We start from the raw sequence: 23,987 nt of genomic DNA, 5'->3' as shown, positions 1-23,987 counted from the left end.
CTGGGACGCGGCTCAGGTCGGGTCGATCAGCGCAGTTATTCGCATCAGGACACCCCATCGCGCCGGAGGTGTCCTGCGCTCAATCCGGTTCACCGCCCGTTCAGATGAATTCCGCCACAATTGCGGATGATCTATCAAAGAACGGTTGACGCGGCTGTCACAAAGCCGTTCATCTGTCGCCCAAGAACTCGCAGAGAACCCGAATCCATGTCCTCCACGCCGACCACCTACAGCATCCCCAATCTCCTGACCTATGGACGCATTCTGGCTGTTCCGCTGATCGTTCTGTGCTTTTTCATCGAAGGCAAACTGCAGAGTTCCGACTTTGCCCGCTGGGCGGCGCTTGGCATTTTCGTCGTCGCGTCGATCACCGATTTTCTCGACGGTTATTTGGCGCGGATCTGGAACCAGACCTCAAATATCGGCCGCATGCTGGATCCGATCGCCGACAAGCTTCTCATTTCGACGGCGCTGCTGCTGATGGCGGCGGACACCGAAAAAACCATCGCCGGCTGGTCGCTCTGGGCCGCGATCATTATCCTGTGCCGTGAAATCCTGGTGTCTGGTCTGCGAGAATACCTGGCCGCACTCAAAGTCAGCGTGCCGGTCACGCGCATCGCCAAGTGGAAAACCACCGTACAGATGTTCGCCATTGCCTTCCTGCTTGCAGGCCCGGCGGGCGACAAGGTGCTTCCCTATACGACGGAGATGGGCATCGGCCTGCTCTGGGTCGCAGCGATTCTTACCATCTATACCGGCTATGACTATTTCCGCGCCGGCCTCAAGCATATGGTCGACTGATGGCAAGCGTTGATCTCGTCTATTTCGCCTGGGTGCGTGAGCGGATCGGCAAAGCCGAGGAGACGCTGGAGCTTCCCGAAAGCGTCGTCACGGCCGGCGACCTGCTGGCACACTTGAAGACGCTGGGCGAGGAATACGAGACGGCGCTGGAGCACGAGAATGTCATCCGCGTCGCCATCAACCAGGAACATGTCGACCATAACGAGCCGATCGCCGGCGCGCGGGAAATCGCGCTGTTTCCGCCGATGACCGGAGGCTGAGGCCGTGCGCGGCGTGCCTGTCACCGTCCGCGTCCAGCGGCAGGATTTCGACCTTGCCGCCGAGGTCCGGGCGCTTTCGCAAGGCCGCCGCGATATCGGCGCCATCGTCACCTTCTCCGGCCTCTGCCGTGACGACGCCGGCACGCTCAGCGCCCTTGAACTGGAGCACTATCCGGGCATGGCGGAAGCGCAGATCACCCGCATCTGCACGGAAGCGGTCAGCCGGTTCGGGCTGCAAGCCGTCAGCGCCATCCACCGCTACGGAAAGATCCTGCCCGGCGAAAACATCGTGCTCGTCGTCACCGCCTCGCCGCACCGGCAGGCGGCTTTCGACGGCGCCAATTTCATCATGGATTATCTGAAGACGTCCGCGCCCTTCTGGAAGAAGGAGCACGCAGGCGATGGCATTGAGCGCGGCTGGGTCAGCGCCAAGGACGAGGACGACAGCGCACGGGACCGCTGGTCGAAGGACTGACTACGGCTGGAACTGCTCCTTTCTCGTCAGCACCAGAAGCAGCACCAGAAACGAGAAGATCGCAAAATCCCGCCAGAGCATCGGGCCGTAGGCGCTCCACAGCGTTTCGCTCAGGCCCATCGCGGCGGCGCCGGCCGCCGCCAATAGCGGCGCCGTCTGGCCGCCGATCGCGGCGATGAACAGCACCTTGACGCCGAAAACCAGGCCCGCGCCAAAATCCATGTTGCCATAATAGGACGTGGCGAGAATGCCGGCGATCGCCGCCAGCAGCGCCGACAATCCGTAGGCAGCGACGAAGATACGCTTCCCATCGACGCCGCAGAGTGCCGCTGCGCCTGCATCGTCGGACACCGCCCGCCAGGAGCGGCCCCAGGCGGACCGTGCCAGAAACGCATGCCCCGCCCCGACCATGGCCAGCATCAGCGCCGTGTTCAGCAGCTGGATCATCGTCAGGGTCACCGGGAATTGCGGATCGGCCCACAGCGTGAGCGGCGTGTTGAGAAACGGCGGCAGCCACAGGCTGCGCGTCTCCGCCGCGATCCGCGACAGCTCCATCAGCACCAAAGCCACGCCCAGAGAGGCAACGACCACGGTGTTGGCCGACGTCATCGCCAGCCCGCGCATGACCGAGCGGCCGACGACGAAGCCTGCGCCCAAGGCATAGACCAGCGCCGCGATCGCGCCAATCGCAAGCGCAGCCGGAAGGACCAGCCAGAGACGGTTCCAGGCGAAATCGGAAAACAACAGGAAGATCTGGCCGGCAAAGCCGAACAGCGCGCCATAGGTCAGATCGGCCCTTTTGGTGACCGAGAAGGAGATCGAATAGCCGAAGGCAAGCAGCGCATAGAGGGCGGCGATCGGCAGGGCACTGGCAAGCTGCTGCAGAAAATAGGCCATGGGAAATCCGGTTGATGACAACATCAGTGGAAATCATTATAACTAGTAAAATCCGTTTTACCAGTTAGGATGTTGCGTGACGTTTACCTGGACCCCGCATCGTTTTTCCGGCGGCGCACTTGCTTTCGATGTCGCCAATTCGGTCGTGCTGCGCTTCGATGCCGAGCGCCGCATCGACCGCTATGCCGACCCCGTGGCTCTTGACGGCTTTGCCACGGCCGCGACGCGTTTCTGCGCCGACAAGGACCTGTTCGGGCCGTTGCAGCCGGTCGCGCCGGAAAACCGGCCGGCGTTTCTCAATCTCAGGGAAGCAACTGACCGGCATTTTCGCGCCGAAGCGCTGGGGCATTCCTCCTCCGGGCACCTGGCCGATCTGCTCGACGCGGCATCCACCCTCATCCGGCGCCATCCGATCAAGGCAGCCCGCACCCCGCTCGACGCCGCCGCGGCGCGCTCGGCGCTGATGCTTGCCACCTTCGCAGAGCCGCAGCGCCTGAAAATCTGCCCCAATTGCCAATGGCTGTTCCTCGACCGCAGCCGCAACCGCAGCCGCACCTGGTGCGACATGACCGTTTGCGGCAACCGCGTGAAGGCGAGCCGGCACTATCAGCGCCAGAAGAAGGAGTTGACCCCATGAGCCTGCAGGCCGACACAGTCCACGACAGTGGCCCTCTCACCCCCCTCTGCCCTGCCGGGCATCTCGCCCTCAAGGGGGGAGATTGCCGCGCGGCCGGCCTCTCGCTCCCGATCTCCCCCCTTGAGGGGGAGATGTCACGAAGTGACAGAGGGGGGTATTCTCAAAGCGCGCGAGTACTGCGGCACACTAAGCGCCTGACGCTTGCCGCTCTTCTTCTGGCTGGCGCGGCTGCCCTTGCCGGCTGCCAGCGCGAGACAGGGCCAGATCCGCTCGAACTCACCGGCAAGATGTTCATCTTCAACTACCGCCTCGCCTACGCCACCTACATGATCACGCTGACCAAGACGGAACCCGTTCCGGAGGGGAGTACGGTTGTAGCTACATTCGAAAACCCTGCCGGTGGCGCGCCGCTGACGCTCGACCGCAAGCTCTTTGCCAAGCTCGACAAGGTGGTTCTTGAAAGCCCGGATGTGACCTGCGTGAAAAAGCAGCGGCCCTATGCCGTGACCATCGAGGTCAAGGGGCCGGACGGCACCATTCTGCAAACATTGAAGACGGAAGTGATTTCGAACCTCGATCAGGACATACTGCCCGCCAAGGCGCTGGTCGTCGGCCCCGCCTATGACAAGAACCCGGAGGTTTTCAAGGACGGCAAGACGCCTGAACACTTCGAAACGGCGAAGTGCCGATCATAGGCTGGCCGGCCCACGACCCCAAAATAAAAAAGCCGGAGCGTTGCCGCCCCGACTTTAAATGAGTCTTTTCAAATCGTTCGGGCCGAGACCCTCAGAGATTGAATCAGCCGACGATTTCGGTGTCGGAGAACCAGTACTTGATTTCCTCAGCAGCAGTTTCCGGAGCGTCCGAGCCATGAACCGAGTTCTCGCCGATCGACAAAGCGTGGACCTTGCGGATGGTGCCCTCGTCGGCATTGGCCGGGTTGGTGGCGCCCATGATTTCGCGGTTCTTGAGGATGGCGTTCTCGCCTTCGAGAACCTGAACGATGGTTGGGCCGGAGGTCATGGTTTCAACCAGTTCGCCGAAGAAGGGGCGTTCCTTGTGAACGGCGTAGAAGCCTTCGGCTTCGCGCTTGCTCATCCACACGCGCTTGGAGGCGACGATACGCAGGCCTGCGTCTTCAAACATCTTGGTGATGGCGCCCGTCAGGTTGCGCTTGGTGGCGTCCGGCTTGATCATCGAAAAGGTGCGTTCAATCGCCATTGTCTCAATTCCCTTGGTTTTCCGTGAGTCGGCGGTTCAATAACCGCCAATCCCGCGCAAAACAAGGGGGAGCGGCGAAGTTTCATGGCCCTGTCACGAGCGCCCGAGACCGTCATGGAGATCAAGACAGCACACGAACCAGCCATTGTCGGGTCGACATCGAACGCGGAAACGGTGAACAGTCAAATCAGTAAATTTCATGGGTCGCATCACCCACCACAATGCCGTTCTGGATTAAGCTCCCGGCACCTTGAAGGAGACCGCAATGCTCGATCACTACCGTATGTTCGCCAAATACAACCGGTGGGCAAACCGCCTGCTCTACCAGGCGGCGGGCGCGCTGACGGATGCGCAATACCGCGAGGACAAGGGCGCCTTCTTCGGTTCGCTGCACAGGACGCTCAACCACGTCCTCGCCGCCGACCGCATCTGGATGAAGCGCTTCACCGGCACGGGCGAAGCGCCGACCTCCCTCGACGCCATCCTGTTCGACGATCTCGGCTCCCTGTCAGCAGCCCGCGCGGTGGAAGACGAGCGCATCGTCGCCTGGATCAATGGCCTTGCTGAAGCAGACCTCACCAGCCGCTTCACCTACACGCCGATCACCATCCCCGAGCCGGTCACTCAGCGCCTCGCGCCGGTGCTCGCCCATTTCTTCAACCACCAGACCCACCATCGCGGCCATTGCCACATGACGCTGACCGCACTGGGGCAGCCGAGCCTTGTGCTGGATCTGGTTTATTTTCTGAGAACACCGGAGGGGGAAGACTACGCAAAGTGAGGCTGTCGCACGCAACCGTCACGCGCCAGCCACCGGAAATGCCCACTTGGGCTGCTTCCCATCCTATCGCCAGGCCCCGTTTGTTCGGCATTGTGAAATACCCTATTCTGCTGTCGGGGAGAAGGCGACATGAAAACACCGATGCTCGGATTTGCGGCCTGTTTGATGCTTCATTCTGCTGCGCAGGCCCAGTTCATGGATGCGGATGATCTGCACACCTTCTGCCAGCAGAAGCACCCGGTCGCCTTCGGCTATATCGCCGGCGTGCTCGACCGCTGGTCGCGCGACCTCCATCACGCGGAAATGTCCGATGTGGTCGACGCCGAAAACAACCGGCCGAAAAGCAAGGTCCCCGTCACCGAAAAGATCCGCGCCAATGTCTGCGACCCCGATACGATCACGCTTGAAGAGCAGGTGAAGATCGTCTGCGCCTTTGTCGCCGCCAATCCGAAAGAACGCGGCCGCAGCGCCGACATGCTGGTGCAACTCGCCATGCAGGCGAAATGGCCCTGTACCCTGCGGTAGCCCCGGATGCCGGCATCAGTTGGCTCGTTCACGTCTGCTTTGACGGTCTTTTAATCTCAACGTGTTATGAGCGTGCGGTGCAACCGGCACAAACGACGGTGAGGATTGAGGAAATGGCGGACAAATCCCGGCAGGACGGCCATCTTGCGCAAAATGCCGCCGTGCTGCTGAAGGTCGCGCAGACCATGTCGAAGCTCGGCGTTGCCCCGTTTCCGCGCAATTACGAGCTGTTTTTCGAAGCCCTGTCCGGCCAGAATCAAGCGCTCACACGGGATGTCGCTGCACTTGGTTCTCACCCGTCCCAGAGCCGGATCGAAGAGATCGGCGTCAAATATCACCTCCCCGGCTTTGCCGCGGTCGCCACGGATACGATCCGCGCCGACACCGCCCGGGCCATTTCGGCCCTCAATCACGGGCTGAAAAACAGCATCGCCAAGAAGGAAGCCTTTGCCGCGCTGCTGCGCCATTTCATCGGCCGCCTCGAAACCGATCCCGTCGCCGGAATGTCGGATTTCGCCAATGACGCCGGCAGATTGCGCGATGCCGTCACCACCTTCGAGCGGGAGGAGCGGGCTTTCGCCATCTCGATGGGCGAAACGGTCGCCCAACTCGGCGGCATCGGCAGCGATATCGAGGCCATGCGCAAGGCTTCGACCCGCGACCCGGTGACCGGCCTTGCCAACAGGGTCGCCTTTTCCGCCAAGCTCGCGGCGTTGTATGACGACGGCAACGCCAGCGGCCCCGCGGCTCTGGCGCTGGTGACTGTCGAGGGGCTGCGCGACCTCGGTGAGAGCCACGGTGCGGCCACTGCCGAGAAGGCCTTGAAGAAACTGGCGCCGGTGTTCCGCAAATCGGTCAAGAAGAACGACTTTGTCGCCCGCATCGGCGCGGACGAATTCGCCTTCGTGTTCCATGACGTCAGCGCCGACAATGCCGAGGCGATCGCGCAGCGCATCCGCGCCTCCGTCGAGGTCGTGCAGATCGCGCTGCCGAACCGCACGTTCACGTCGGAAACGCTGTCCCTCTCCACCGGCATCGCCATGGCGTTGACCGCATCCAGCGGCGCTGATCTGTTCACCCAGGCCGAGCTTGCGCTTGGCGCCGTGCGTGCCTGTGGCAAGCCCGGCGTTCTCGTCTTTTCGGCCGCGATCGGCGGCCGCGGGAAGAAAACCTACTCGCCGCACGCCGCTTGAGCCTATTGCGCTGCGGCGAACTCTTGCCTTCGGCCAAGACTTCGGCCAAAACGCCGCCATGATTACGATCAACGACCTCTCCGCCCGCATCGCCGGGCGTCTCCTCATCGATCATACGAGCGTGGCGCTTCCGGCGGGCACGAAGGCTGGCCTCGTCGGCAAGAATGGCGCCGGCAAGTCGACGCTGTTTCGGATCATCACCGGCGACATGGAAAGCGAGAGCGGCTTCGTTTCGATACCGAAGAACACCCGCATCGGCCAGGTGGCGCAGGAAGCGCCGGGCACCGAAGAGCCGCTGATCGAGATCGTGCTCAAGGCCGACAAGGAACGCGAGGCGCTGCTCACGGAGGCCGAAACCGCGTCCGATCCGCACCGGATCGCCGAAATCCACACGCGCCTGACGGACATCGATTCCCATTCGGCCGAGGCACGGGCCGCCAGCATCCTGTCCGGCCTCGGTTTCGACGCGGAAGCACAGTTGCGGCCGGCATCGAGCTTTTCCGGCGGCTGGCGCATGCGCGTCGCGCTCGCGGCAGTCCTGTTCTCCGAGCCCGACCTGCTGCTCCTCGACGAGCCGACCAACTATCTCGATCTCGAGGGCACGCTCTGGCTCGAGGATTATGTCCGCCGCTATCCGCACACGGTCATCATCATCAGCCATGACCGTGACATGCTGAACATGGCGGTCAATTCGATCGTCCATCTCGATCAGAAGAAACTGACCTTCTATCGCGGCACCTACGATCAGTTCGAGCGCCAGCGCGCCGAAGCGATCGAACTGCAGACCAAGGCAAAGGCCAAGAACGACGCGGCGCGCAAACATCTGCAGTCCTTCATCGATCGCTTCAAGGCCAAGGCCTCGAAGGCCCGCCAGGCGCAGAGCCGCGTCAAGGCGCTGGAACGCATGGGCACGGTTTCGGCCGTCATCGAGGACCACGTCCAGCCGATCCGCTTTCCCAAGCCCGAGAAGCAGCCGGCCTCGCCGATCGTCGCGATCACCGGCGGCGCCGTCGGCTATACGCCGGGCAAACCGATCCTCAAGGGCCTCAACCTGCGCATCGACAATGACGACCGCATCGCACTGCTCGGCTCGAACGGCAACGGCAAGTCGACCTTCGCGAAATTCATCTCCGGCCGGCTTTCCGCCGAAAGCGGCGATATCCGCGTGGCACCCAATCTGAAGATCGGCTTCTTCGCCCAGCATCAACTCGACGACCTCAGGCCGGCCGAGACGGCCGTCCAGCACGTTCGGCCGCTGATGCTGGACGCGCCCGAAGCCAAGGTGCGCGCCCGCGTCGCCCAGATGGGGCTTGCGACCGAAAAGATGGAAACCGCCGCCAAGGATCTTTCCGGCGGCGAGAAGGCCCGCCTTCTGATGGGCCTTGCCGCCTTCGAGGCGCCGAACCTGCTCATCCTCGACGAGCCGACCAACCATCTCGACATCGACAGCCGCAACGCGCTGATCGAGGCTCTGAACGAGTATGAGGGCGCGGTCATCCTGATCTCGCACGATCGCCACCTGATCGAGGCGACCGTTGACCGCCTCTGGCTGGTCAAGGACGGCACCGTCACCAATTACGATGGCGACCTCGAGGACTACCGCAACACCATCGTCCAGAGTTCGCGCGGCAAGGGGAACAAGGACAAGGGCAACGGCTCAGATGACAACCGCTCCAAGGCAGAGCAGCGCAAGGCCAATGCCGACAAACGGGCAGCCTTCGCGCCGCTCAAGAAAAAGATCAACGATATCGAATCCTTCACCGGCAAACTGCACAAACAGATTCACGCCCTCGACAAGGAACTTGAAGACCAGGAGATCTACGAAAAATTCCCTGCCAAGGCTGCGGCCAAGGTGAAGGAGCGCGCCGAGATCATGGCCAAGCTCGCCAAGGCGGAAGAACAATGGATGGACCTGTCGACCGAGTACGAAGAGGCGATGGCGGGGTGATCCCGCCGTCTCTCATTCGGGAAACGCGCCCATCCACAAGCAAAGCCTAAACTTTTAACAGAGCGTTTAAAGTCTCGTTTAAAATCGGGCCTTATATTCGCTCTTCATGAAACACGAAACCCAAAATGCCTTCCGGTTCCGGCGCGTCAAATGGGGAAATCCCCGGCACGCGATGAACGCGTTGCGCAACAAGGAGCCGGTTTTCGTAGATGACGCTCCGGCGTCCGGCCGGCTGTTCTGGGTGCTCGTCGTGCTGCTGGTGATCAGCGTCTTTGCCAGCGTCCTGATCATCGGCGGACAGCACAATCTGTTCCCCTGGGCCTGATACCCGCTGTCGTTATCCAAGCTCGAACGTGGTGATGCCGTAGATCTGTCCGAGCGGCAGGTCCGGCACTGGGCCGCGATACATCCGCGCCGTCTCGAACACCGGTTTCAGATTGTAGCGATCGCACAGCGCTCGTGCAGCGGCGTTCGGCTCGGGGATATCGAGATAGATCTGGCCACCGCCGACGCTCGTCACCAGTTTACGGAAGATGAGGTCCGCGCCGGTTTCCGCGTCGGCAAACAGCGGCCCGATCTTGTGGCCCTCACGGCAGGCGCGAATGGTACCGTAGCCCAGAACCTCGGCGTTTCTGATCAGCGCAAAGCTCTCGCGCGTCGAAAGCGGCTTCAGCCATTCGCGCAGGAAGGCATCCCGCCGGGCCGGGCAGAACCGTGCATCATAGTCAACCAGCATCGGCACATGCACCGGGGAGACGGAAACCAGTTCCGTGCCCGGAGGCTCGACGCATTGAACCTCGCCGCCGTAGCGGAAATTGGCATGCGCATAGACGAAACCGGATTTGCGGTAGTTGTCCTGCTGCGCCACCACGCCATCGAGCCCGATCGTGCGGTTTCCCGCTTCCGATATCGCCCTCTGCCAGAGGGCAAAGCCGATGCCCTGGCCGCGATAGTCCGGGTGCGCCATGTAGAAACCGAGAAAGGCATAGGCCGCATCATAGCGGACCAAGGAAAGCGCTGCTGCGACGACGCCGTCTTCCTCGGCGATCCAAAAGCCTTCCGGGTCCGCCGCCCAGAAAGCGGCTGCATCGTCGAGACCGGGATTCCACCCTTCCCGTGCGGCCCAGTCGATGAGAATATCCAGATCGGCGCGGCTGGCTTTTCGAATGATCGGGGGCATGGCGGCTCCTGTTTGGAATTGCAGCCTTATCCAAATAGGGCGGCTTTGCTATTGTCCACCACCGGCAGCAACGAATATCTACGCCACGGCAACGCTTGCCCGCTTTTCGCTTTCTGCTACAAAGCCGTCCATAAAGTCATACAAATCGAGCGAAACACCATGAGCCCCATCAACATCTCGATCGTCGGCGTCGGCAAGATCGTCCGCGACCAGCATCTCCCCGCCATCGCCAAGAATGCAGACTACAAGCTGATCGCCGCCGCCAGCCGCCATGGCGTCGTCGACGGCATCGACAATTTCAAGTCGATCGAGGCGATGCTCGACGCCGTGCCGGCAATCGACGCGGTTTCGCTCTGCATGCCGCCGCAGTTCCGCTATCAGGCGGCGCGCGTGGCGCTCGAAGCTGGAAAACACGTGTTTCTCGAAAAGCCACCGGGCGCGACGCTGAGCGAGGTGGCCGATCTCGAAGCGTTGGCCGCCGCCAAGGGCCTGTCGCTGTTTGCGAGCTGGCATTCGCGCTATGCGCCGGGCGTCGAAGCCGCCAAGTCCTTCCTCGCCTCGACGAAGATCAACAGCGTCCAGGTGATCTGGAAGGAAGACGTGCGCCACTGGCATCCGAACCAGGACTGGATCTGGCAGGCCGGCGGCCTCGGCGTCTTCGATCCGGGCATCAATGCGCTGTCGATCGTCACGCACATCCTGCCGAACCCGCTGTTCATCACCGCAGCGACGCTCGAATTCCCGGAAAACCGCGATGCTCCGATCGCCGCCTCGATCGCCTTTACCGACGCCAACAACCTGCCCGTCTCCGCCGAATTCGACTGGCGCCAGACCGGCCACCAGAGCTGGGACATCATTGCCGAAACCGACGCTGGCACCATGACGCTCGCCGAAGGCGGCGCCAAGCTGTCGATCGACGGCAAACTCGTTCACGACGAGCCGGAGCAGGAATATCCGGCGCTCTACGCCCGCTTCGCCGAGATCATCACGGCCGGCAAATCGGATGTTGATCTCTCGCCACTGCGGCATGTGGCCGATGCGTTTATGCTGGGACGGAGGAAGTTCGTGGACGCGTTTTTCGATTGATTTGAAGTTGGGGTTCTACGGCCAGCGAAGTGTCATACTTTGCCGGTCGTAGAACTGATGATTGTGACTAAGGGCGAGCGCAACGCAAAGGGATGCGTATATTGCATGTGCAAATCAAACACGTTCTGAATGAAAGGGCCAAAGCGATTCTCAGCGCAGGGCCGGGCTGCGCAAGCGCTGTCATCCCCAAGTCTCTGAACGATTGGATTTGCAACGCGACATTCCACGGTGAATATTTTTTAGGCCCCCAAGAAGCAACGGATAAGCAAATTGGCCTAGCTCTCGAAACCTACAAGGACCCGTTTTCAATTGAGACCTTCCTGAACAAGGTTCATCTCGAAGATGACGCTCCAGACCTTGGCTTTGAGATGATCTATTACATCCAGATATATTTTTCGGCATGCGACTATTTCGGCCGTTACCTAATAAGCAATAATATAAAAAAGCCGCTGCTGCTCTGCTACTCCACTGACGCCGATGATCCTGCCTCAGAATACCCAAGTCATACTATGAAATTCGGTTTTCCACGCACGGGCGACGACTATTATTATCTTAATGTCGATTCCTATCGAGCAAATGCCTTTGTCGGGACACTCGTCACAGTCTCCGACAATAATTTAGAGCTATAGATGGGGCGGCGCCAAGCTGTCGATCGATGGCAAACTCGTGCATGACAGTATGGCAGGCGCTGTTTTCCACTTCTGTTTTCCGGCAAAAAGATTCCGTAAAATACTTCACGCCTTCTTCACCCACCGCCCGTCCTGGTTCTGCTGCCAGTAGGTCAGCGCATGCCCCTCGCCCTTCAGCGCCTTCCAGTGCGCCCGCGCGCCTTCCAGCTGCGCCTGGTCGTAACCGTCGAACATGAAAACCACGCGCTCGTAGCCGCTGACCGGCGGCGGTTCGGCGCCGTCGACGAGGAAGCGGACGGTGGCGCCGTTCTCATTGCCCTCACCCGCCGTCAAAAGGATCGGCTGATCCGCTGCGAAGTCCGCCGCATCGGTTCCATGCGGCAGAAAACTGTCGTCGCGATAGGTCCACAGATGTGTGTCGAGCATGTCGCGCCGCTCCTCGTCCGCCGTCTGCACGACGACTCGCCAGCCGCGCTCGACGCTCTTGTCGAGTAGCGGCGGAAGCGCATCTTCGAGCTTGGATTCGGTCAGGTGGTAGAACAGGATATCCGTCACGGGTGAGATCAGCCCTCGTAATTCGCGCGGACAAGCTCATCCAGCAGGCGTACGCCGAAGCCCGAGGCCCAGGATTGGTTGACCTCGTCGGTTGGCGAGCCCATGGCGGTGCCGGCGATGTCGAGATGGGCCCAGGGCGTATCCTTGACGAAACGCTTCAGGAACTGCGCGGCGGTGATCGAGCCGGCATAGCGGCCGCCGGTGTTCTTCATGTCGGCGAACTTGCTGTCGATCATCTTGTCGTATTCCTTGCCGAGCGGCAGGCGCCACAGCCGTTCCTGCGTGGTCAGCCCCGCGGCCGTCAGTTGTCCTGCAAGCTTGTCGTCATTGGTGAACAGGCCGGCATGATGGCTGCCGAGCGCCACCATGACGGCGCCGGTCAGCGTCGCCAGATTGATCATGAACTGCGGCTTGAAGCGGTCGTTGCAGTACCACAGCGCGTCGCACAGAACGAGCCGGCCTTCGGCATCGGTGTTGATGATCTCGATCGTCTGGCCGGACATCGAGGTGACGATGTCGCCCGGGCGCTGGGCATTGCCATCGGGCATGTTTTCCACAAGGCCGATGATGCCGACGACATTCGCCTTGGCCTTGCGCGTCGCCAGCACGTGCATCACGCCGGTGACGGCGGCAGCGCCGCCCATGTCGCCCTTCATGTCCTCCATGCCGGCGCCGGGCTTGATCGAAATGCCGCCCGAATCGAAGACGACCCCCTTGCCGACGAAGGCGACCGGTCGGTCTTTCGGTTTTCCACCTTTCCACTGCATGACCGCAAGCCGCGGCGGACGCACGGAGCCTTGTGCCACGCCAAGCAGCGCGCCCATGCCGAGCTTCTTCATTTCGCGCTCGGTGAGGATCTCGACCTCGACGCCAAGCTTTTCGAGTTCCTTTGCCTTGGCCGCGAACTCGACCGGCCCAAGCACGTTCGCCGGTTCGTTGACGAGGTTGCGGGCGATGAAAACGCCTTCGGCGATCGCCTGGGAATTGGCCGCCGCCTTCTTGGCTGCAATGACCGCGCCGGTGACAATGGTCACTTTCACAGGCTTTGGCGGTCCTTTCTGCTCGTCATCGTCCTTCTTCGTCGTCTTGTAGGTATCGAAGCTGTAGGCGTTCATCTCCATGCCGAGCGCAAAATCGGCACCTGCCTTGCCGGAAACCTCCACGCCCGGCGCATCGAGGAAAACTGTCACTTTCTCTGCGCCGCGGATTTTCGAGGCCGCGGCACCGCCCGCCTTCAGCCAATCATGCGCGGAAAGACCGGTGCCGTCGCCGAGCCCGAGAACCACGATGCGATCGACCGGCGATCCCTGCGGTGCAACGATATCGAGCGTGCTCAACGACTTGGCCTTGAACTTCGCGATCCGCGCAGCCTTGGCAATAATTGCCTCGGGATCGGTTTCTGCAGCGCCAGCCGCCTCTTTTCCGTCAACAGTCTTGAGCAGGATAGCCAGACCACCGGACAAACGTGCTGATTTGCTGAAACCGATTTCAAATTTCATCGACATGAAGACACTCCAGAAGGTCGCAGGCAGCCGCAATTGTTACATCGCGGTTACAGTGGCAAACATTCGCCATCAACCGCAAGCCCGGAAACAGGTCCGTACACCGTTCTTCGTTTTGATGGCCTTGGCAAGACGCGAGTGTATGTTTACATGCTGTTAACTGTCATTCTTTGCCGTGCATTAGCCCTGCCCTTTTACAATTTGATTGTCGTGAAAAACTTGCAAACCAGCTCGATCAGCGCAACAGGGACACGGGGTCCCGCCCAGTGCATACCGGCGCAAGACCGGTTGAGCGGCAGGAAGATAAGCCAGGACCGGGCATGAAATTGATCGAGCGCTATATCCTGAGGCGGGCAACGGGCATGTTCCTTGCCACGCTCCTGCCGCTGATGGCGATCGTCTGGACGACGCAGGCGCTCGCCAGCGTCAACCTGGTGACGGACAGCGGCCAGTCTATCCTCGCCTTCCTGCGGCTCGCAACGCTCATCCTGCCATCAATCATTCCGCTCATCCTGCCCTTCGCCCTGGTCATCGGCGTGGCACAGACGCTGACGGCGATGAACGCCGATTCGGAGCTCACCGTCCTGAATGCCGCCGGAAGCTCGCGCATGACGATCATCCGGCCGGTCCTCTACCTCGGCATTGCGCTCAGCGTCCTGTCCTTTGCGGTCGATAATTTCGTCGAACCCTATTCGCGCATGGCGGTGCGCAAGATGATCGCCACCGCGCATGCCGATCTGCTGTCATCCGTGGTCCAGGAAAACACCTTCCGCAAGATTGCCGACGGCCTTTATGTCCAGGTCGCCTCGCGCCGCAGCGGCGGCGTTCTGCACGGGATTTTCGTCGCCGATTCGCGCAATCCGGCCTATGAGCTGGTCTATTACGCCCGCGAAGGTGCGGTGGACGAAAACGGCTCGGCGCTGGTGATGAAGGATGGCGAGGTGCATCGCAAGCTTCCGGACAGCAATGTCTCGATCATCAAGTTCGATTCCTATGCCTTCGACCTCACGGATCTGAGCAAGATGGCGGGCGAAGCGACAATCCGCGCGAAGGACCGGGATCTGCTTTTCCTCCTCAATCCGGATCCGAAGGACCCGGTCTATGAGAGGAATCCGATGTCGTTCTCGGCGGAACTGCACCGTCGCTTCACCGAGTGGACGTTTCCGCTGCTGTTCGCCCTGATCGCGCTGGTCGTCAGCAGTGATGCCCGGACGCACCGCGAAGCCCGCGTGCATCCGATGATTACCGCTCTCTTAACCTGTCTTTTCATCCGCTGGGCAACCTTCTACGCTGCCAACAGCGCGGAAGAATCGCGCGCCTTCGTTCCGATCATGTATCTGATCCCGCTCGCGACCGGCTACCTGTCGATCCGTCAGTTGGTGGGCAACAAGCGGCTTGAAATCCCGCTGACCTGGGAGCAGAAACTCAACGAGATCCTGGTTCGCCTGCGCCTCGCCAAGGTCGCGCGCGCATCCGACGGGAACCAGTCCGCATGATATTCACCACACTCGGACGTTATTTCTTCAGGCGCTATGCGGTGACGACCTTCTGGTTCCTCGCCGGCATTTTCGCGCTGATCTTCATCATCGATTTCAGCGAGCTTTCGAACCGGATGTCACAATTGCCGCGATACTCGGTGACAGGCGCCCTGTTGATGACGACGTTCCGTATTCCGATGATCCTGCAGCAGACCGTTCCCTTCGTCGCGCTGTTTTCCGGCATGGCGGCACTGATCTCGCTCAACCGCCGCTATGAGCTGGTGGTGACACGCGCTGCCGGCATTTCCGTCTGGCAATTCTTGCAACCCTTCGTCATTGGCGCATTCCTGTTCGGCATACTGGCGGTCGTCACACTCAATCCGATCGCCGCCTGGGGTACGAAACAGGCGGAAGCGCTGGAAGCGGAATGGGGAAGCTCATCCGCGGCCCGATCGGCGATCTCCATCCCGTGGCTGCGACAGATCTACGGAAATGACGATACGATCATCGGCGCCCGCTCCGTTCAGGACGAGGGCAAGACGCTGGTCAACGTCACGGTGCTCCATTTCGATCCGCTCGGCACGATCGTTTCGAGACAGGATGCCGCAACGGCAAAACTGGAAGATGGTTACTGGCTTCTTAACGGTGTGACGGAAACGCGCAACGGGCAACTGCCGCGCCGTGTCGCGACGGCACAGCTGCCGACGCACCTGAAGCCGGAATTCGTCCAGGAAACGCTGACAAAGGCTGATTCCATTCAGTTTTTTGACTTGCGGCGCAAGATCGAGGTGGCGAAATCCTTCGGCTTGCCGACCAACGGCATGGAAACCCAATTCCATTCCATGCTTTCGCTTCCGCTGCTTCTGGTCGCAATGACTTTGATCGCTGCAAGCGTCTCCCTGAAATTTAGCCGGTTTAACCAATCGAGGCCGGTAATTCTCGGTGGAATCCTGTCGGGCTTCGTGCTTTATGTCGTCACCGTGCTTGTCAAAGCATTCGGGAGCAGCGGCATTGTGCCTCCGTTCGTTGCAGCCTGGTTGCCAGTTGTTGTAGCGATGGCGCTGGGCTCGACGATTCTATTGCATGAGGAGGATGGCTAGTGGCGGCAAGCAACCGCAAATATACAAGGCTGCTCACGGCCATTCTGCTTTCCGGCGTTGCGTTCCAGGCGTTTACCCCGATCGCGCCCGCTTGGGCGCAAGAAACCAATATCGATCAGCTTCAGCCGAAGCTCCCCGAAGACGCCAAGATGCTTCTGTCGGCGAACGAGCTCGTCTACAATCAGGATGCGGAGCGCGTGATCGTGCGCGGTGCCGTGCAGATCAATTATGGCGGCTACCAGATGGTCGCCCAGCAGGTCGAATACAGCCAGAAGACCGGGCGCATCATTGCGACCGGCGAGATCGAACTCATCGAACCCGGCGGCAACAAGATCTACGCCGACAAGATGGATGTGACCGACAATTTCGCCGATGGCTTCATCGAAACGATGCGGCTTGAGACGACAGACCTCACGAAGCTGGCCGCGGTCACCGGCGAGCGGCGCAACGGCGAGGAGATGATCCTCAACAATGCCGTCTATACCGCCTGCACGCCTTGCGCGACCAATCCGGACCATCGCTCGCTCTGGCACGTCAAGGCGCAGCGCATCGTCCAGAACGGCAAGACCCATACCGTTCGCATGGAGAATGCCAAGTTCGAACTGTTCGGCAAGCCGATTCTTTACCTGCCCGTCCTTGAGGTTCCGGACCATACGGTGAAGCGCAAAAGCGGCTTCCTGTTTCCGAAATTCAGATACACGCAGAAACTCGGCGCCGGCGTCGGCATTCCCTATTATTGGGCGATTTCGCCCTACATGGACGCGACCGTCACTGCGACCGGCTTGACGCGCCAGGGTTTCCTGCTCGAAGGCGAGTTCCGTCAGCGCTTCGAAAACGGCGAACATATCCTCAGCATGGCCGGCATCAGCCAGATGGACCGCGACAGTTTCACCGACGGCACCGTCGATGCGCAGGAAACAGCCCGCGGCATGGTCGCCTCAAAGGCCAAATTCGAGATCAATCCGCGTTGGACGTTCGGCTGGAACGTGCTGGTGCAGAGCGACAACAACTTCGCCAAGACCTATGAGCTTTCGACCTTCGACGGAACGACCTATACGAACCAGGTCTATCTGACCGGTCTCGGCAAGCGCAATTACTTCGACGCGCGCGCCTTCTACTTCGACATTCAGGATGCCGACACGGACAGCCTTGCCGAAAACAAGCAGGCCGTCGCGCAGGTGCTGGACTATTCCTACACTGCACCTCAGCCGGTGCTTGGCGGCGAACTGACCGCCGATTTCAACCTGACCAACGTCAAGCGCAACCGCGAGGATGAACTTGAAGTACCCGGCGTGGTCAATCGGTTCCGCGGTCTTGAAGGCACGTCTCACCGGCTCTCCGCGGAAGTGGAATGGAAGCGCAACTTCATCGTTCCGGGCGGCCTGTCGCTGTCGCCGATCCTGGCGGCGCGCGGCGACGTCCTCGGATTGAACATGACCGATCCAGGCCCCGATTATACGGGCAATTTTTATGATGACGACGCAGCCACCCGCCGCATGCTGACGGCCGGTATCGACGTTCGCTACCCCTTTCTTTTGACGACCGACTACAGCAGCCACATCATCGAGCCGATCGCTCAGGTCTTTGTCCGCCCCGACGAGGAATATGCCGGCGGTCTGCCGAACGAAGACGCACAGAGCTTCGTCTTCGATGCGACCACGTTGTTCGACCGCGACAAGTTCTCCGGCTACGATCGCATCGAGGGCGGCACACGGGCCAATCTCGGTTTCCGTTACACGGGCGCGCTCGGCAATGGCTATGCGCTGCGCGCCATCGCCGGCCAGTCCTTCCATCTGGGCGGCCTGAACTCGTTCGCGACGGACGACCTGGTCAAGGCCGGTTCGGATTCCGGCCTGGAAACAGACCGGTCCGATTATGTCGCGATGGTCGGCATCGATGCCCCCTCCGGCATCACGACAAGCCTGAGCGGCCGCTTCGACGAGAGCAATTTCGATCTGCGACGCGCCGATGCAACGGTCGGCTACCAGGGCATCTTCTGGCAGACCGCGCTGACCTACACCAGCATCCAGGCGCAACCGCTTTACGGTTCGACCAGCGACCAGGACGAGATCCAGACGGCGGCGGCATACAAGTTCCATGACTACTGGTCGGTCTTCGGCTCGGTCACCTACGACCTGAACAGCAACGTCGTGACCCGCAACGGCATCGGCATCACCTATGACGACCGCGACACGATCTTCTCCCTGGTCTACAAGGAAGAGCGCGATACCGATCAGACGGTCGCCAACGACTGGTCGATCGGCGCCCGCATCAGCTTCCGCACATTGGGCGACATCAACGTCGGCGACGCGGACTTCGACGACCTGAACTGAGCCGCGCAGCACTGCTTACGTTGCGCGGCAGCCAGAACCGTGATTTGCCGTGACCGGCAGGTCTTGTCATTGTTCGGCCGCATGTATTATGCATCTTGCGACAAAACGCGCAGGACGATTGCGCTCGGCACAAGATCATCACCTCCGAGGCTTTGTCTTCGGGGAAGACGAAAAGGATAAGAAATGGGCGGGAAACACTCGATCACGCGCGCGGTTTCAGCAATGATCCTCGCCTGCGGCCTGGCATTGGCCGCCGCACCGGCGCCGGTCCAGGCAGCGAGCAAGGTCGTCGCCGTCGTCAACGGTTCGCCCATCACATCCGGTGACATCGCCAAGCGTGCCGCGTTCCTGCGCCTGCAGCGGCAGGGCGGTGGCCAGGCCGCTGCGCGCGAGCAGTTGATCGACGAAGTCCTCAAGCGCGAAGAAGTCATCAGGGTCGGCGCCTCCGTCAGCACGAGTGACGTCGATGCGGCAGTCGGCCGCTTTGCCTCCGGCAACAAGCTGACCATTCAGCAATTGTCGCAGGTTCTCGACAAGGCCGGCGTGGGCCTCGACCACTTCAAGAGCTACGTCGCGGTCGCCATGAGCTGGCCGCGCGTCGTCAACGCCCGCTATGGCGGCAGCGGCGGCGGCCGTCTTTCCAACGAGGAACTGGTCCGGCGCATGCAGGAAAACGGCGGCAACAAGCCGGTGACGACGGAATACTTCCTACAGCAGGTGATTTTCGTGGTACCCACCTCCAAGCGCAACGCCATCATCGGCAAGCGCCAGGCGGAAGCCAACGCGTCGCGCTCGAAATATCCCGGTTGCGAACAGGCCAAGGTCTTTGCTGCAACGATGCGGGACGTGTCGATCCGCAATCTCGGCCGCATGATGGTGCAGGAGATCCCCGAGGCCTGGAAACCGCTGGTTGAAAAGGCCGGCGACGGGAACACGACGGGAACGCGCGTGACGGAAAAGGGCGTCGAGTATCTCGGCATCTGCAAGAAGCGCCAGGTTTCCGACGATCTTGCTGCCGAAGTCGTCTTCCGCGCCGAGGACATTGGCAAGAAGACCGAGGGCGAAGACGCCAACAGCAAGAAGTACATCGAGGAACTGCGCAAGCGGGCGCAGATCATCGAAAAGTAATCGCTCTGTCATGACACCACCAGCAAGCGACAGGCCGCTCGCCCTGACCATGGGCGATCCGGCCGGCATCGGCCTCGACATCAGCCTTGCCGCCTGGACGAACAGGCGGAGCTGGCAGACGCCGCCCTTCATCCTGATCGGCGATCCCGCCGCACTTGCCGAGCGCGCCCGTATCCTTGGCCATGACATCGCCATCCACGAAACGGATTGCACCGGAGCAATTGCGGTTTTCGAGACCGCGCTGCCGGTTCTGCCGGTCGCCTGTGCGACCCTCGTCACGCCGGGCCAACCGGATTCCGCCAATGCCAGCGCCATCACCGGCGCCATCGAAGCCGCCGTCCGGCTGACGATGGAGGGGGCCACGTCCGCCGTCGTCACCAATCCGATCGCCAAATCGGTTCTCTACGAGGCCGGCTTCAAGTTCCCCGGACACACCGAATTTCTTGCCGATATCGGCGAACGCGCCACCGGCGAAAAACTGCTGCCGATCATGCTGCTGGCCGGGCCGAAGCTGAAGGCCGTGCCGGTGACGATCCATATCCCGCTGAAGGACGTGCCGGCGCAGCTGACTTCCGACCTGATCTACCGGACATGTACGATCACCGCGAATGACCTGAAGCGGCGTTTCGGTCTTGCCTCGCCGCGCATCGCCGTGGCGGGCCTCAACCCGCATGCCGGCGAGAACGGCGCATTGGGTCTCGAGGACGAAGCGATCATTCGCCCCGTTATCGATCGGCTGAAGGCCGAGGGGCTCGATATCATCGGCCCCCTGCCCGCCGATACCATGTTCCATGATCGCGCCCGGGCAACTTATGACGTGGCGATCTGCATGTATCACGATCAAGCGCTGATCCCGGCCAAGGCGCTCGGCTTCGACGACAGTGTCAACGTCACGCTCGGCCTTCCCTTCATCCGCACCTCGCCGGATCACGGCACGGCGTTCAGCCTCGCTGGCAAGGGTATCGCTCGCGCCGACAGCCTGCTGGCCGCACTGAAGATGGCTAAGGAACTGGCTGACACCGCCGCAAGGGCGAACGGCTGATGGCGGCGATCGACGGCCTGCCGCCGCTACGCGATGTCATCCAACGCCATGGTCTCGATGCCAAAAAGGCATTGGGCCAGAACTTTCTGTTCGATCTCAACCTCACCCAGAAGATCGCCCGCACCGCCGGGTCGCTCGACGGCGTGACGGTGATCGAGGTCGGCCCCGGCCCCGGCGGTCTCACCCGCGCCATCCTGTCGCTCGGCGCCAAGAAGGTGATTGCAGTCGAACGGGATTCCCGCTGCCTGCCCGCGCTCGCCGAGATCGCCGATCACTATCCCGGCCGCCTGGACGTGATCGAGGGCGACGCGCTGAAGATCGATTTCGAAGATCTCGCAGGCGATGGCCCGGTCAGGATCATCTCCAACCTGCCTTACAACGTCGGAACGCAACTGCTGGTCAACTGGCTGCTGCCGAAGGCATGGCCGCCCTTCTACCAGTCGATGACGCTAATGTTCCAGCGCGAGGTTGGCCTCAGGATCGTGGCGGAGGCGGACGACAATCACTATGGACGACTCGGCGTTCTCTGCGGCTGGCGGACGAATGCACGCATGGCCTTCGACGTGCCGGCGCAGGCGTTTTCGCCGCCACCGAAGGTAACCTCGTCGGTGGTCCATCTGGAACCGATCGGCAACCCTATCCCCTGCTCGGCCGCCAATCTCGAAAAGGTGACAATGGCCGCCTTCGGCCAGCGCCGGAAGATGCTGCGCCAGAGCGTCAAATCGATCGGCGGCGAAGCCCTGCTCGCCAAGGCCTGCATCGATCCGCAGCGACGCGCCGAAACGCTGTCAGTGGAAGAATTCTGCCGGATCGCCAATTGCCTGTAATCGCGGGCGCTGCTTCGCATATCTGTCGCAAAAATCCCTCAACATCATTCGCACAACGTCGATCGCGCAAGGTCGAAGGCACGGGATGTATCCAAAGGGAATTTCGGTATGTATTCGGCATCGCAACCCGCTCCGTTCAACCAGAAAATACGCCTCTACGCGCTCTGGCTTCTCGCTGCGGCCTTTCTTTCGGCCTTCCTCGTCAGCATGCCGCTCTGGGGTGAAGGCAGCAGCATTCACGAGCCGATGGAAGTGACCGGCCTTGTTCTTCTCTTCACCGCCATCCTCGGGCGGCTCTGGAGCATCCTCTATATCGGGTCTCACAAGAACAGCCGACTGATCACCGATGGTCCCTATTCCATCAGCCGCAATCCACTCTACTTGTTCTCGCTCATCGGAGTGACCGGCATCGGCCTCATGTTCGGTTCTCTGCTGATCACCACGGCGCTCGTGGGCGTGGCATTCCTGATCTTTCACGGTACCGCCCGGCGGGAAGCGGCGCACCTGCGCGGAAAATTCGCTGACGCCTACGGCGCCTATGCCGCAGACACGCCGCTTTTGTGGCCGAATTTCAGTCGGTACAGAAGCGAAACAGAAGTCACCTTCTCGACGGCCGCGCTCGCGACGACCTTTCGTGATGCGATCTGCCTGGTTGCCCTATTCCCAGCCGTCGAAGTTCTGGAAAAGCTGCACGCTGCCGGCTATCTGGCGACGCTCTTCTACGTCCCCTGACCTGTCACAACCTCGGAGTTTCCGTCAAAAGCCCGTTGACGAACTCGAACAGGCCGGGACGACGGTCGCGGCGCAGGCGTTCGGCCTCGACGATCGCCTTGACCGAGGCGAAGGCGCTGTTGAGATCCTCGTTGACGACGATATAGTCGTATTCGATCCAGTGCTCGATCTCGGAGCGCGAATTGGCAAGCCGCGTCTGAATCACCTCTTCCGTGTCCTCGGCGCGCCGGTGCAGGCGCGACTGCAGTTCGGCCATCGACGGCGGCAGGATGAAGATCGACACGACATCGCCACCCATCTTCTCCTGCAGTTGCTGGGCGCCCTGCCAGTCGATGTCGAACAGCATGTCGCGGCCTTCGGCCATGGCCTGCTCCACCGCGTCGCGCGGCGTGCCGTAGAAATTGCCGTGCACCTCGGCCCATTCCAGCAGCGCGTCTGTCTGGCGCAGGCCCTCGAACTCGCGGATCGACTTGAAGAAGTAGTGACGGCCTTCGATCTCGCTCGGGCGGCGGTTGCGCGTCGTCACGCTGACGGAGATGCTCATCTGCGGATCGGCTTCGAGCAGGTTGCGCGCGATCGTCGACTTGCCGGCGCCGGAGGGTGACGAGATCACCAGCATGAGGCCGCGGCGCTGAATGGCTTTTGTGGATGGTGGGCTGGCGGGGCTCATGGTCACTCCAGATTTTGGACCTGTTCACGAAACTGGTCGATGACGACCTTCAGTTCGATGCCGGCGGCGGTGACCGTCGCGGCATTCGATTTGGAACAGATCGTATTCGATTCGCGGTTAAATTCCTGGGAAAGGAAATCGAGTTTCCGGCCGACCGGTCCGCCCTTTTTCAAGAGATCCCGGGCAGCGGCAACGTGCGTGCGCAGACGGTCGATCTCCTCGCGGATGTCGGCCTTGGCCGCAAGCAGCGCCACCTCGCCGTAGAGGCGATCCTGATCGATCGTCAAGCCGCCATCCAACACCAGAGCCACCTGCTGCGCCAACCGGGCAGCGATCGACTGCGGGCTGCGCGACGGATCCGCTTCGATCCGGCGGGTCAGCATTCCGATCGCTTCGATCTGGCCGAGCAGAACTTGACAGAGTGCTGCCCCTTCCATCTCGCGCATGGTGGCGATGTCGGCAAGCGCAAGCCGCAGGCCTGCCAGGAGATCGCTGTCGCGCGCGGCGCGCTCCCCCTCCTGTTCTTCCGGCTCTCGGAAATCGACGATGCCGCGGATCGCGAGCAGCGTGTCGAAGCGCAACGGCGCCGGGTCGATGACGTCACGCAGCTGCTCGCGCAGCGACAGGACAGCGGCCAGCGCACTCTGGTTGACCACCGTCTCGACGCCCGCCTCGCTAGCGCTAACGGTTAGATTGATCTGCATGTTGCCGCGCGAAAAACACTCCGCCACGAGCTTGCGTACCTCGGCCTCCAGATGTTCGGTGCCGGTCGGCAGCCGCAGCCGGAGATCGAGGCCCTTGCCATTGACCGAGCGCAGTTCCCACGCCCAACGATAACGCCCGGAGGTTCCCTCGCGGCGGGCAAATCCGGTCATGGATTGCAACGGCATCGTTTTCTCCCTCGGTCCTCGCGGCGCGCAGACCGGAATTGGCTCGCAAAGCGCGCGTGGAACTTTTGAAACATGCCTGAATGTGTACGGCTCCGGC

Annotated in this window: 26 protein-coding genes; 19 read left to right on the top strand and 7 right to left on the bottom strand. The window is 61.3% G+C overall.

Going from position 1 to position 23,987, the window contains the following annotated elements; genetic code table 11:
* Nucleotides 1-207 precede the first annotated feature (207 nt).
* Genes pgsA through WI754_RS12570 form a run of 3 tightly spaced genes read left to right on the top strand, consistent with a single transcriptional unit; the run spans nucleotide 208 to nucleotide 1,536 of the window.
* The gene (gene pgsA, locus WI754_RS12580; protein ID WP_349433758.1) at nucleotides 208-801 is read left to right on the top strand and encodes a CDP-diacylglycerol--glycerol-3-phosphate 3-phosphatidyltransferase; all 594 of its coding nucleotides are present in this window, start codon (nucleotides 208-210) and stop codon (nucleotides 799-801) included.
* Nucleotides 801-1,061, top strand: a complete 261-nt coding sequence (gene moaD, locus WI754_RS12575; protein ID WP_349433757.1) for a molybdopterin converting factor subunit 1 — start codon at nucleotides 801-803, stop codon at nucleotides 1,059-1,061. Before pgsA ends, moaD begins: the two co-directional genes overlap by 1 nt.
* A 4-nt stretch (nucleotides 1,062-1,065) precedes the next feature.
* Entirely contained in the window at nucleotides 1,066-1,536 is a 471-nt protein-coding gene (locus WI754_RS12570) for a molybdenum cofactor biosynthesis protein MoaE (RefSeq protein WP_349433755.1), read from the top strand.
* Here WI754_RS12570 and WI754_RS12565 read toward each other — a convergent pair whose 3' ends face one another.
* Nucleotides 1,537-2,433, bottom strand: a complete 897-nt coding sequence (locus tag WI754_RS12565) for a branched-chain amino acid ABC transporter permease (protein ID WP_349433754.1) — start codon at nucleotides 2,431-2,433, stop codon at nucleotides 1,537-1,539.
* A gap of 76 nt (nucleotides 2,434-2,509) precedes the next feature.
* On the opposite strand from WI754_RS12565, the gene WI754_RS12560 reads away from it, so the two are divergent.
* Nucleotides 2,510-3,070, top strand: coding sequence for a CGNR zinc finger domain-containing protein (locus WI754_RS12560; protein ID WP_349433753.1), 561 nt, complete (start codon nucleotides 2,510-2,512; stop codon nucleotides 3,068-3,070).
* A 131-nt stretch (nucleotides 3,071-3,201) separates the two neighbouring features.
* Nucleotides 3,202-3,765 (top strand): hypothetical protein, encoded by a 564-nt coding sequence (locus WI754_RS12555; protein WP_349437804.1) that lies wholly within the window; start codon nucleotides 3,202-3,204, stop codon nucleotides 3,763-3,765.
* Nucleotides 3,766-3,868: 103 nt separating this feature from the next.
* Here WI754_RS12555 and ndk read toward each other — a convergent pair whose 3' ends face one another.
* Complete coding sequence (ndk, locus tag WI754_RS12550; protein WP_037160520.1) at nucleotides 3,869-4,291, bottom strand: nucleoside-diphosphate kinase; 423 nt, start codon at nucleotides 4,289-4,291, stop codon at nucleotides 3,869-3,871.
* Between the two features lie 265 nt (nucleotides 4,292-4,556).
* Between ndk and WI754_RS12545 the strand changes: the two genes are divergently transcribed.
* The 5 genes from WI754_RS12545 (at nucleotide 4,557) to WI754_RS12525 (ending at nucleotide 9,063) form a co-directional block, all read left to right on the top strand.
* Nucleotides 4,557-5,072, top strand: coding sequence for a DinB family protein (locus WI754_RS12545; protein ID WP_349433752.1), 516 nt, complete (start codon nucleotides 4,557-4,559; stop codon nucleotides 5,070-5,072).
* A gap of 129 nt (nucleotides 5,073-5,201) precedes the next feature.
* A complete protein-coding gene (locus WI754_RS12540) occupies nucleotides 5,202-5,597 on the top strand; it encodes a Rap1a/Tai family immunity protein (protein ID WP_349433751.1) in 396 nt (131 codons plus the stop codon).
* A 113-nt stretch (nucleotides 5,598-5,710) separates the two neighbouring features.
* Nucleotides 5,711-6,790: a GGDEF domain-containing protein gene (locus WI754_RS12535; RefSeq protein WP_349433750.1), complete on the top strand. Its 1,080-nt coding sequence runs from the start codon at nucleotides 5,711-5,713 to the stop codon at nucleotides 6,788-6,790.
* Nucleotides 6,791-6,848: 58 nt separating this feature from the next.
* Complete coding sequence (locus WI754_RS12530; protein WP_349433749.1) at nucleotides 6,849-8,738, top strand: ABC-F family ATP-binding cassette domain-containing protein; 1,890 nt, start codon at nucleotides 6,849-6,851, stop codon at nucleotides 8,736-8,738.
* Nucleotides 8,739-8,910: 172 nt separating this feature from the next.
* The gene (locus WI754_RS12525; protein ID WP_349433748.1) at nucleotides 8,911-9,063 is read left to right on the top strand and encodes a hypothetical protein; all 153 of its coding nucleotides are present in this window, start codon (nucleotides 8,911-8,913) and stop codon (nucleotides 9,061-9,063) included.
* Between the two features lie 12 nt (nucleotides 9,064-9,075).
* Here WI754_RS12525 and WI754_RS12520 read toward each other — a convergent pair whose 3' ends face one another.
* Complete coding sequence (locus WI754_RS12520) at nucleotides 9,076-9,918, bottom strand: GNAT family N-acetyltransferase (RefSeq protein WP_349433747.1); 843 nt, start codon at nucleotides 9,916-9,918, stop codon at nucleotides 9,076-9,078.
* A 159-nt stretch (nucleotides 9,919-10,077) separates the two neighbouring features.
* On the opposite strand from WI754_RS12520, the gene WI754_RS12515 reads away from it, so the two are divergent.
* Both WI754_RS12515 and WI754_RS12510 read left to right on the top strand, forming a co-directional pair.
* Nucleotides 10,078-11,004: a Gfo/Idh/MocA family oxidoreductase gene (locus tag WI754_RS12515; protein WP_349433746.1), complete on the top strand. Its 927-nt coding sequence runs from the start codon at nucleotides 10,078-10,080 to the stop codon at nucleotides 11,002-11,004.
* A 101-nt stretch (nucleotides 11,005-11,105) separates the two neighbouring features.
* Entirely contained in the window at nucleotides 11,106-11,633 is a 528-nt protein-coding gene (locus WI754_RS12510) for a hypothetical protein (protein WP_349433745.1), read from the top strand.
* A 105-nt stretch (nucleotides 11,634-11,738) separates the two neighbouring features.
* Here WI754_RS12510 and WI754_RS12505 read toward each other — a convergent pair whose 3' ends face one another.
* Both WI754_RS12505 and WI754_RS12500 read right to left on the bottom strand, forming a co-directional pair.
* On the bottom strand, nucleotides 11,739-12,188 hold the full coding sequence (locus tag WI754_RS12505) for a DNA polymerase III subunit chi (RefSeq protein ID WP_349433744.1): 450 nt from the start codon (nucleotides 12,186-12,188) through the stop codon (nucleotides 11,739-11,741).
* An 8-nt stretch (nucleotides 12,189-12,196) separates the two neighbouring features.
* Nucleotides 12,197-13,693, bottom strand: a complete 1,497-nt coding sequence (locus WI754_RS12500) for a leucyl aminopeptidase (RefSeq protein ID WP_349433742.1) — start codon at nucleotides 13,691-13,693, stop codon at nucleotides 12,197-12,199.
* A gap of 317 nt (nucleotides 13,694-14,010) precedes the next feature.
* Here WI754_RS12500 and lptF point away from each other — a divergent pair, with 317 nt between their 5' ends.
* From lptF to WI754_RS12465, 7 genes are all read left to right on the top strand, one after another.
* Nucleotides 14,011-15,186 (top strand): LPS export ABC transporter permease LptF, encoded by a 1,176-nt coding sequence (gene lptF, locus WI754_RS12495; RefSeq protein WP_349433741.1) that lies wholly within the window; start codon nucleotides 14,011-14,013, stop codon nucleotides 15,184-15,186.
* Nucleotides 15,183-16,268, top strand: a complete 1,086-nt coding sequence (lptG, locus tag WI754_RS12490) for an LPS export ABC transporter permease LptG (protein WP_349433740.1) — start codon at nucleotides 15,183-15,185, stop codon at nucleotides 16,266-16,268. The genes lptF and lptG overlap by 4 nt, the downstream gene beginning before the upstream one ends.
* The gene (locus tag WI754_RS12485) at nucleotides 16,268-18,601 is read left to right on the top strand and encodes an LPS-assembly protein LptD (protein ID WP_349433739.1); all 2,334 of its coding nucleotides are present in this window, start codon (nucleotides 16,268-16,270) and stop codon (nucleotides 18,599-18,601) included. The genes lptG and WI754_RS12485 overlap by 1 nt, the downstream gene beginning before the upstream one ends.
* Before the next feature lie 183 nt (nucleotides 18,602-18,784).
* Nucleotides 18,785-19,729: a peptidylprolyl isomerase gene (locus tag WI754_RS12480; protein ID WP_349433738.1), complete on the top strand. Its 945-nt coding sequence runs from the start codon at nucleotides 18,785-18,787 to the stop codon at nucleotides 19,727-19,729.
* 10 nt (nucleotides 19,730-19,739) lie between these two features.
* Nucleotides 19,740-20,771 (top strand): 4-hydroxythreonine-4-phosphate dehydrogenase PdxA, encoded by a 1,032-nt coding sequence (pdxA, locus tag WI754_RS12475; protein ID WP_349433737.1) that lies wholly within the window; start codon nucleotides 19,740-19,742, stop codon nucleotides 20,769-20,771.
* Nucleotides 20,771-21,598, top strand: coding sequence for a 16S rRNA (adenine(1518)-N(6)/adenine(1519)-N(6))-dimethyltransferase RsmA (gene rsmA, locus WI754_RS12470; RefSeq protein WP_349433736.1), 828 nt, complete (start codon nucleotides 20,771-20,773; stop codon nucleotides 21,596-21,598). The genes pdxA and rsmA overlap by 1 nt, the downstream gene beginning before the upstream one ends.
* 108 nt (nucleotides 21,599-21,706) lie before the next feature.
* Complete coding sequence (locus tag WI754_RS12465; protein WP_349433735.1) at nucleotides 21,707-22,330, top strand: isoprenylcysteine carboxylmethyltransferase family protein; 624 nt, start codon at nucleotides 21,707-21,709, stop codon at nucleotides 22,328-22,330.
* Nucleotides 22,331-22,334: 4 nt separating this feature from the next.
* On the opposite strand, the gene gmk is transcribed toward WI754_RS12465, so the two are convergent.
* Together gmk and WI754_RS12455 are read right to left on the bottom strand one after the other, a co-directional pair.
* Entirely contained in the window at nucleotides 22,335-23,000 is a 666-nt protein-coding gene (gene gmk / locus WI754_RS12460; RefSeq protein WP_349433734.1) for a guanylate kinase, read from the bottom strand.
* 2 nt (nucleotides 23,001-23,002) lie between these two features.
* Nucleotides 23,003-23,890, bottom strand: coding sequence for a YicC/YloC family endoribonuclease (locus WI754_RS12455; protein WP_349433733.1), 888 nt, complete (start codon nucleotides 23,888-23,890; stop codon nucleotides 23,003-23,005).
* Nucleotides 23,891-23,987 lie beyond the last annotated feature (97 nt).

This window comes from Pararhizobium sp. A13 (assembly GCF_040126305.1).
Classification (GTDB): domain Bacteria; phylum Pseudomonadota; class Alphaproteobacteria; order Rhizobiales; family Rhizobiaceae; genus Pararhizobium.
Note: the sequence above shows the minus strand (reverse complement) of the source record. Positions and strands in the feature narration are given on the sequence as shown.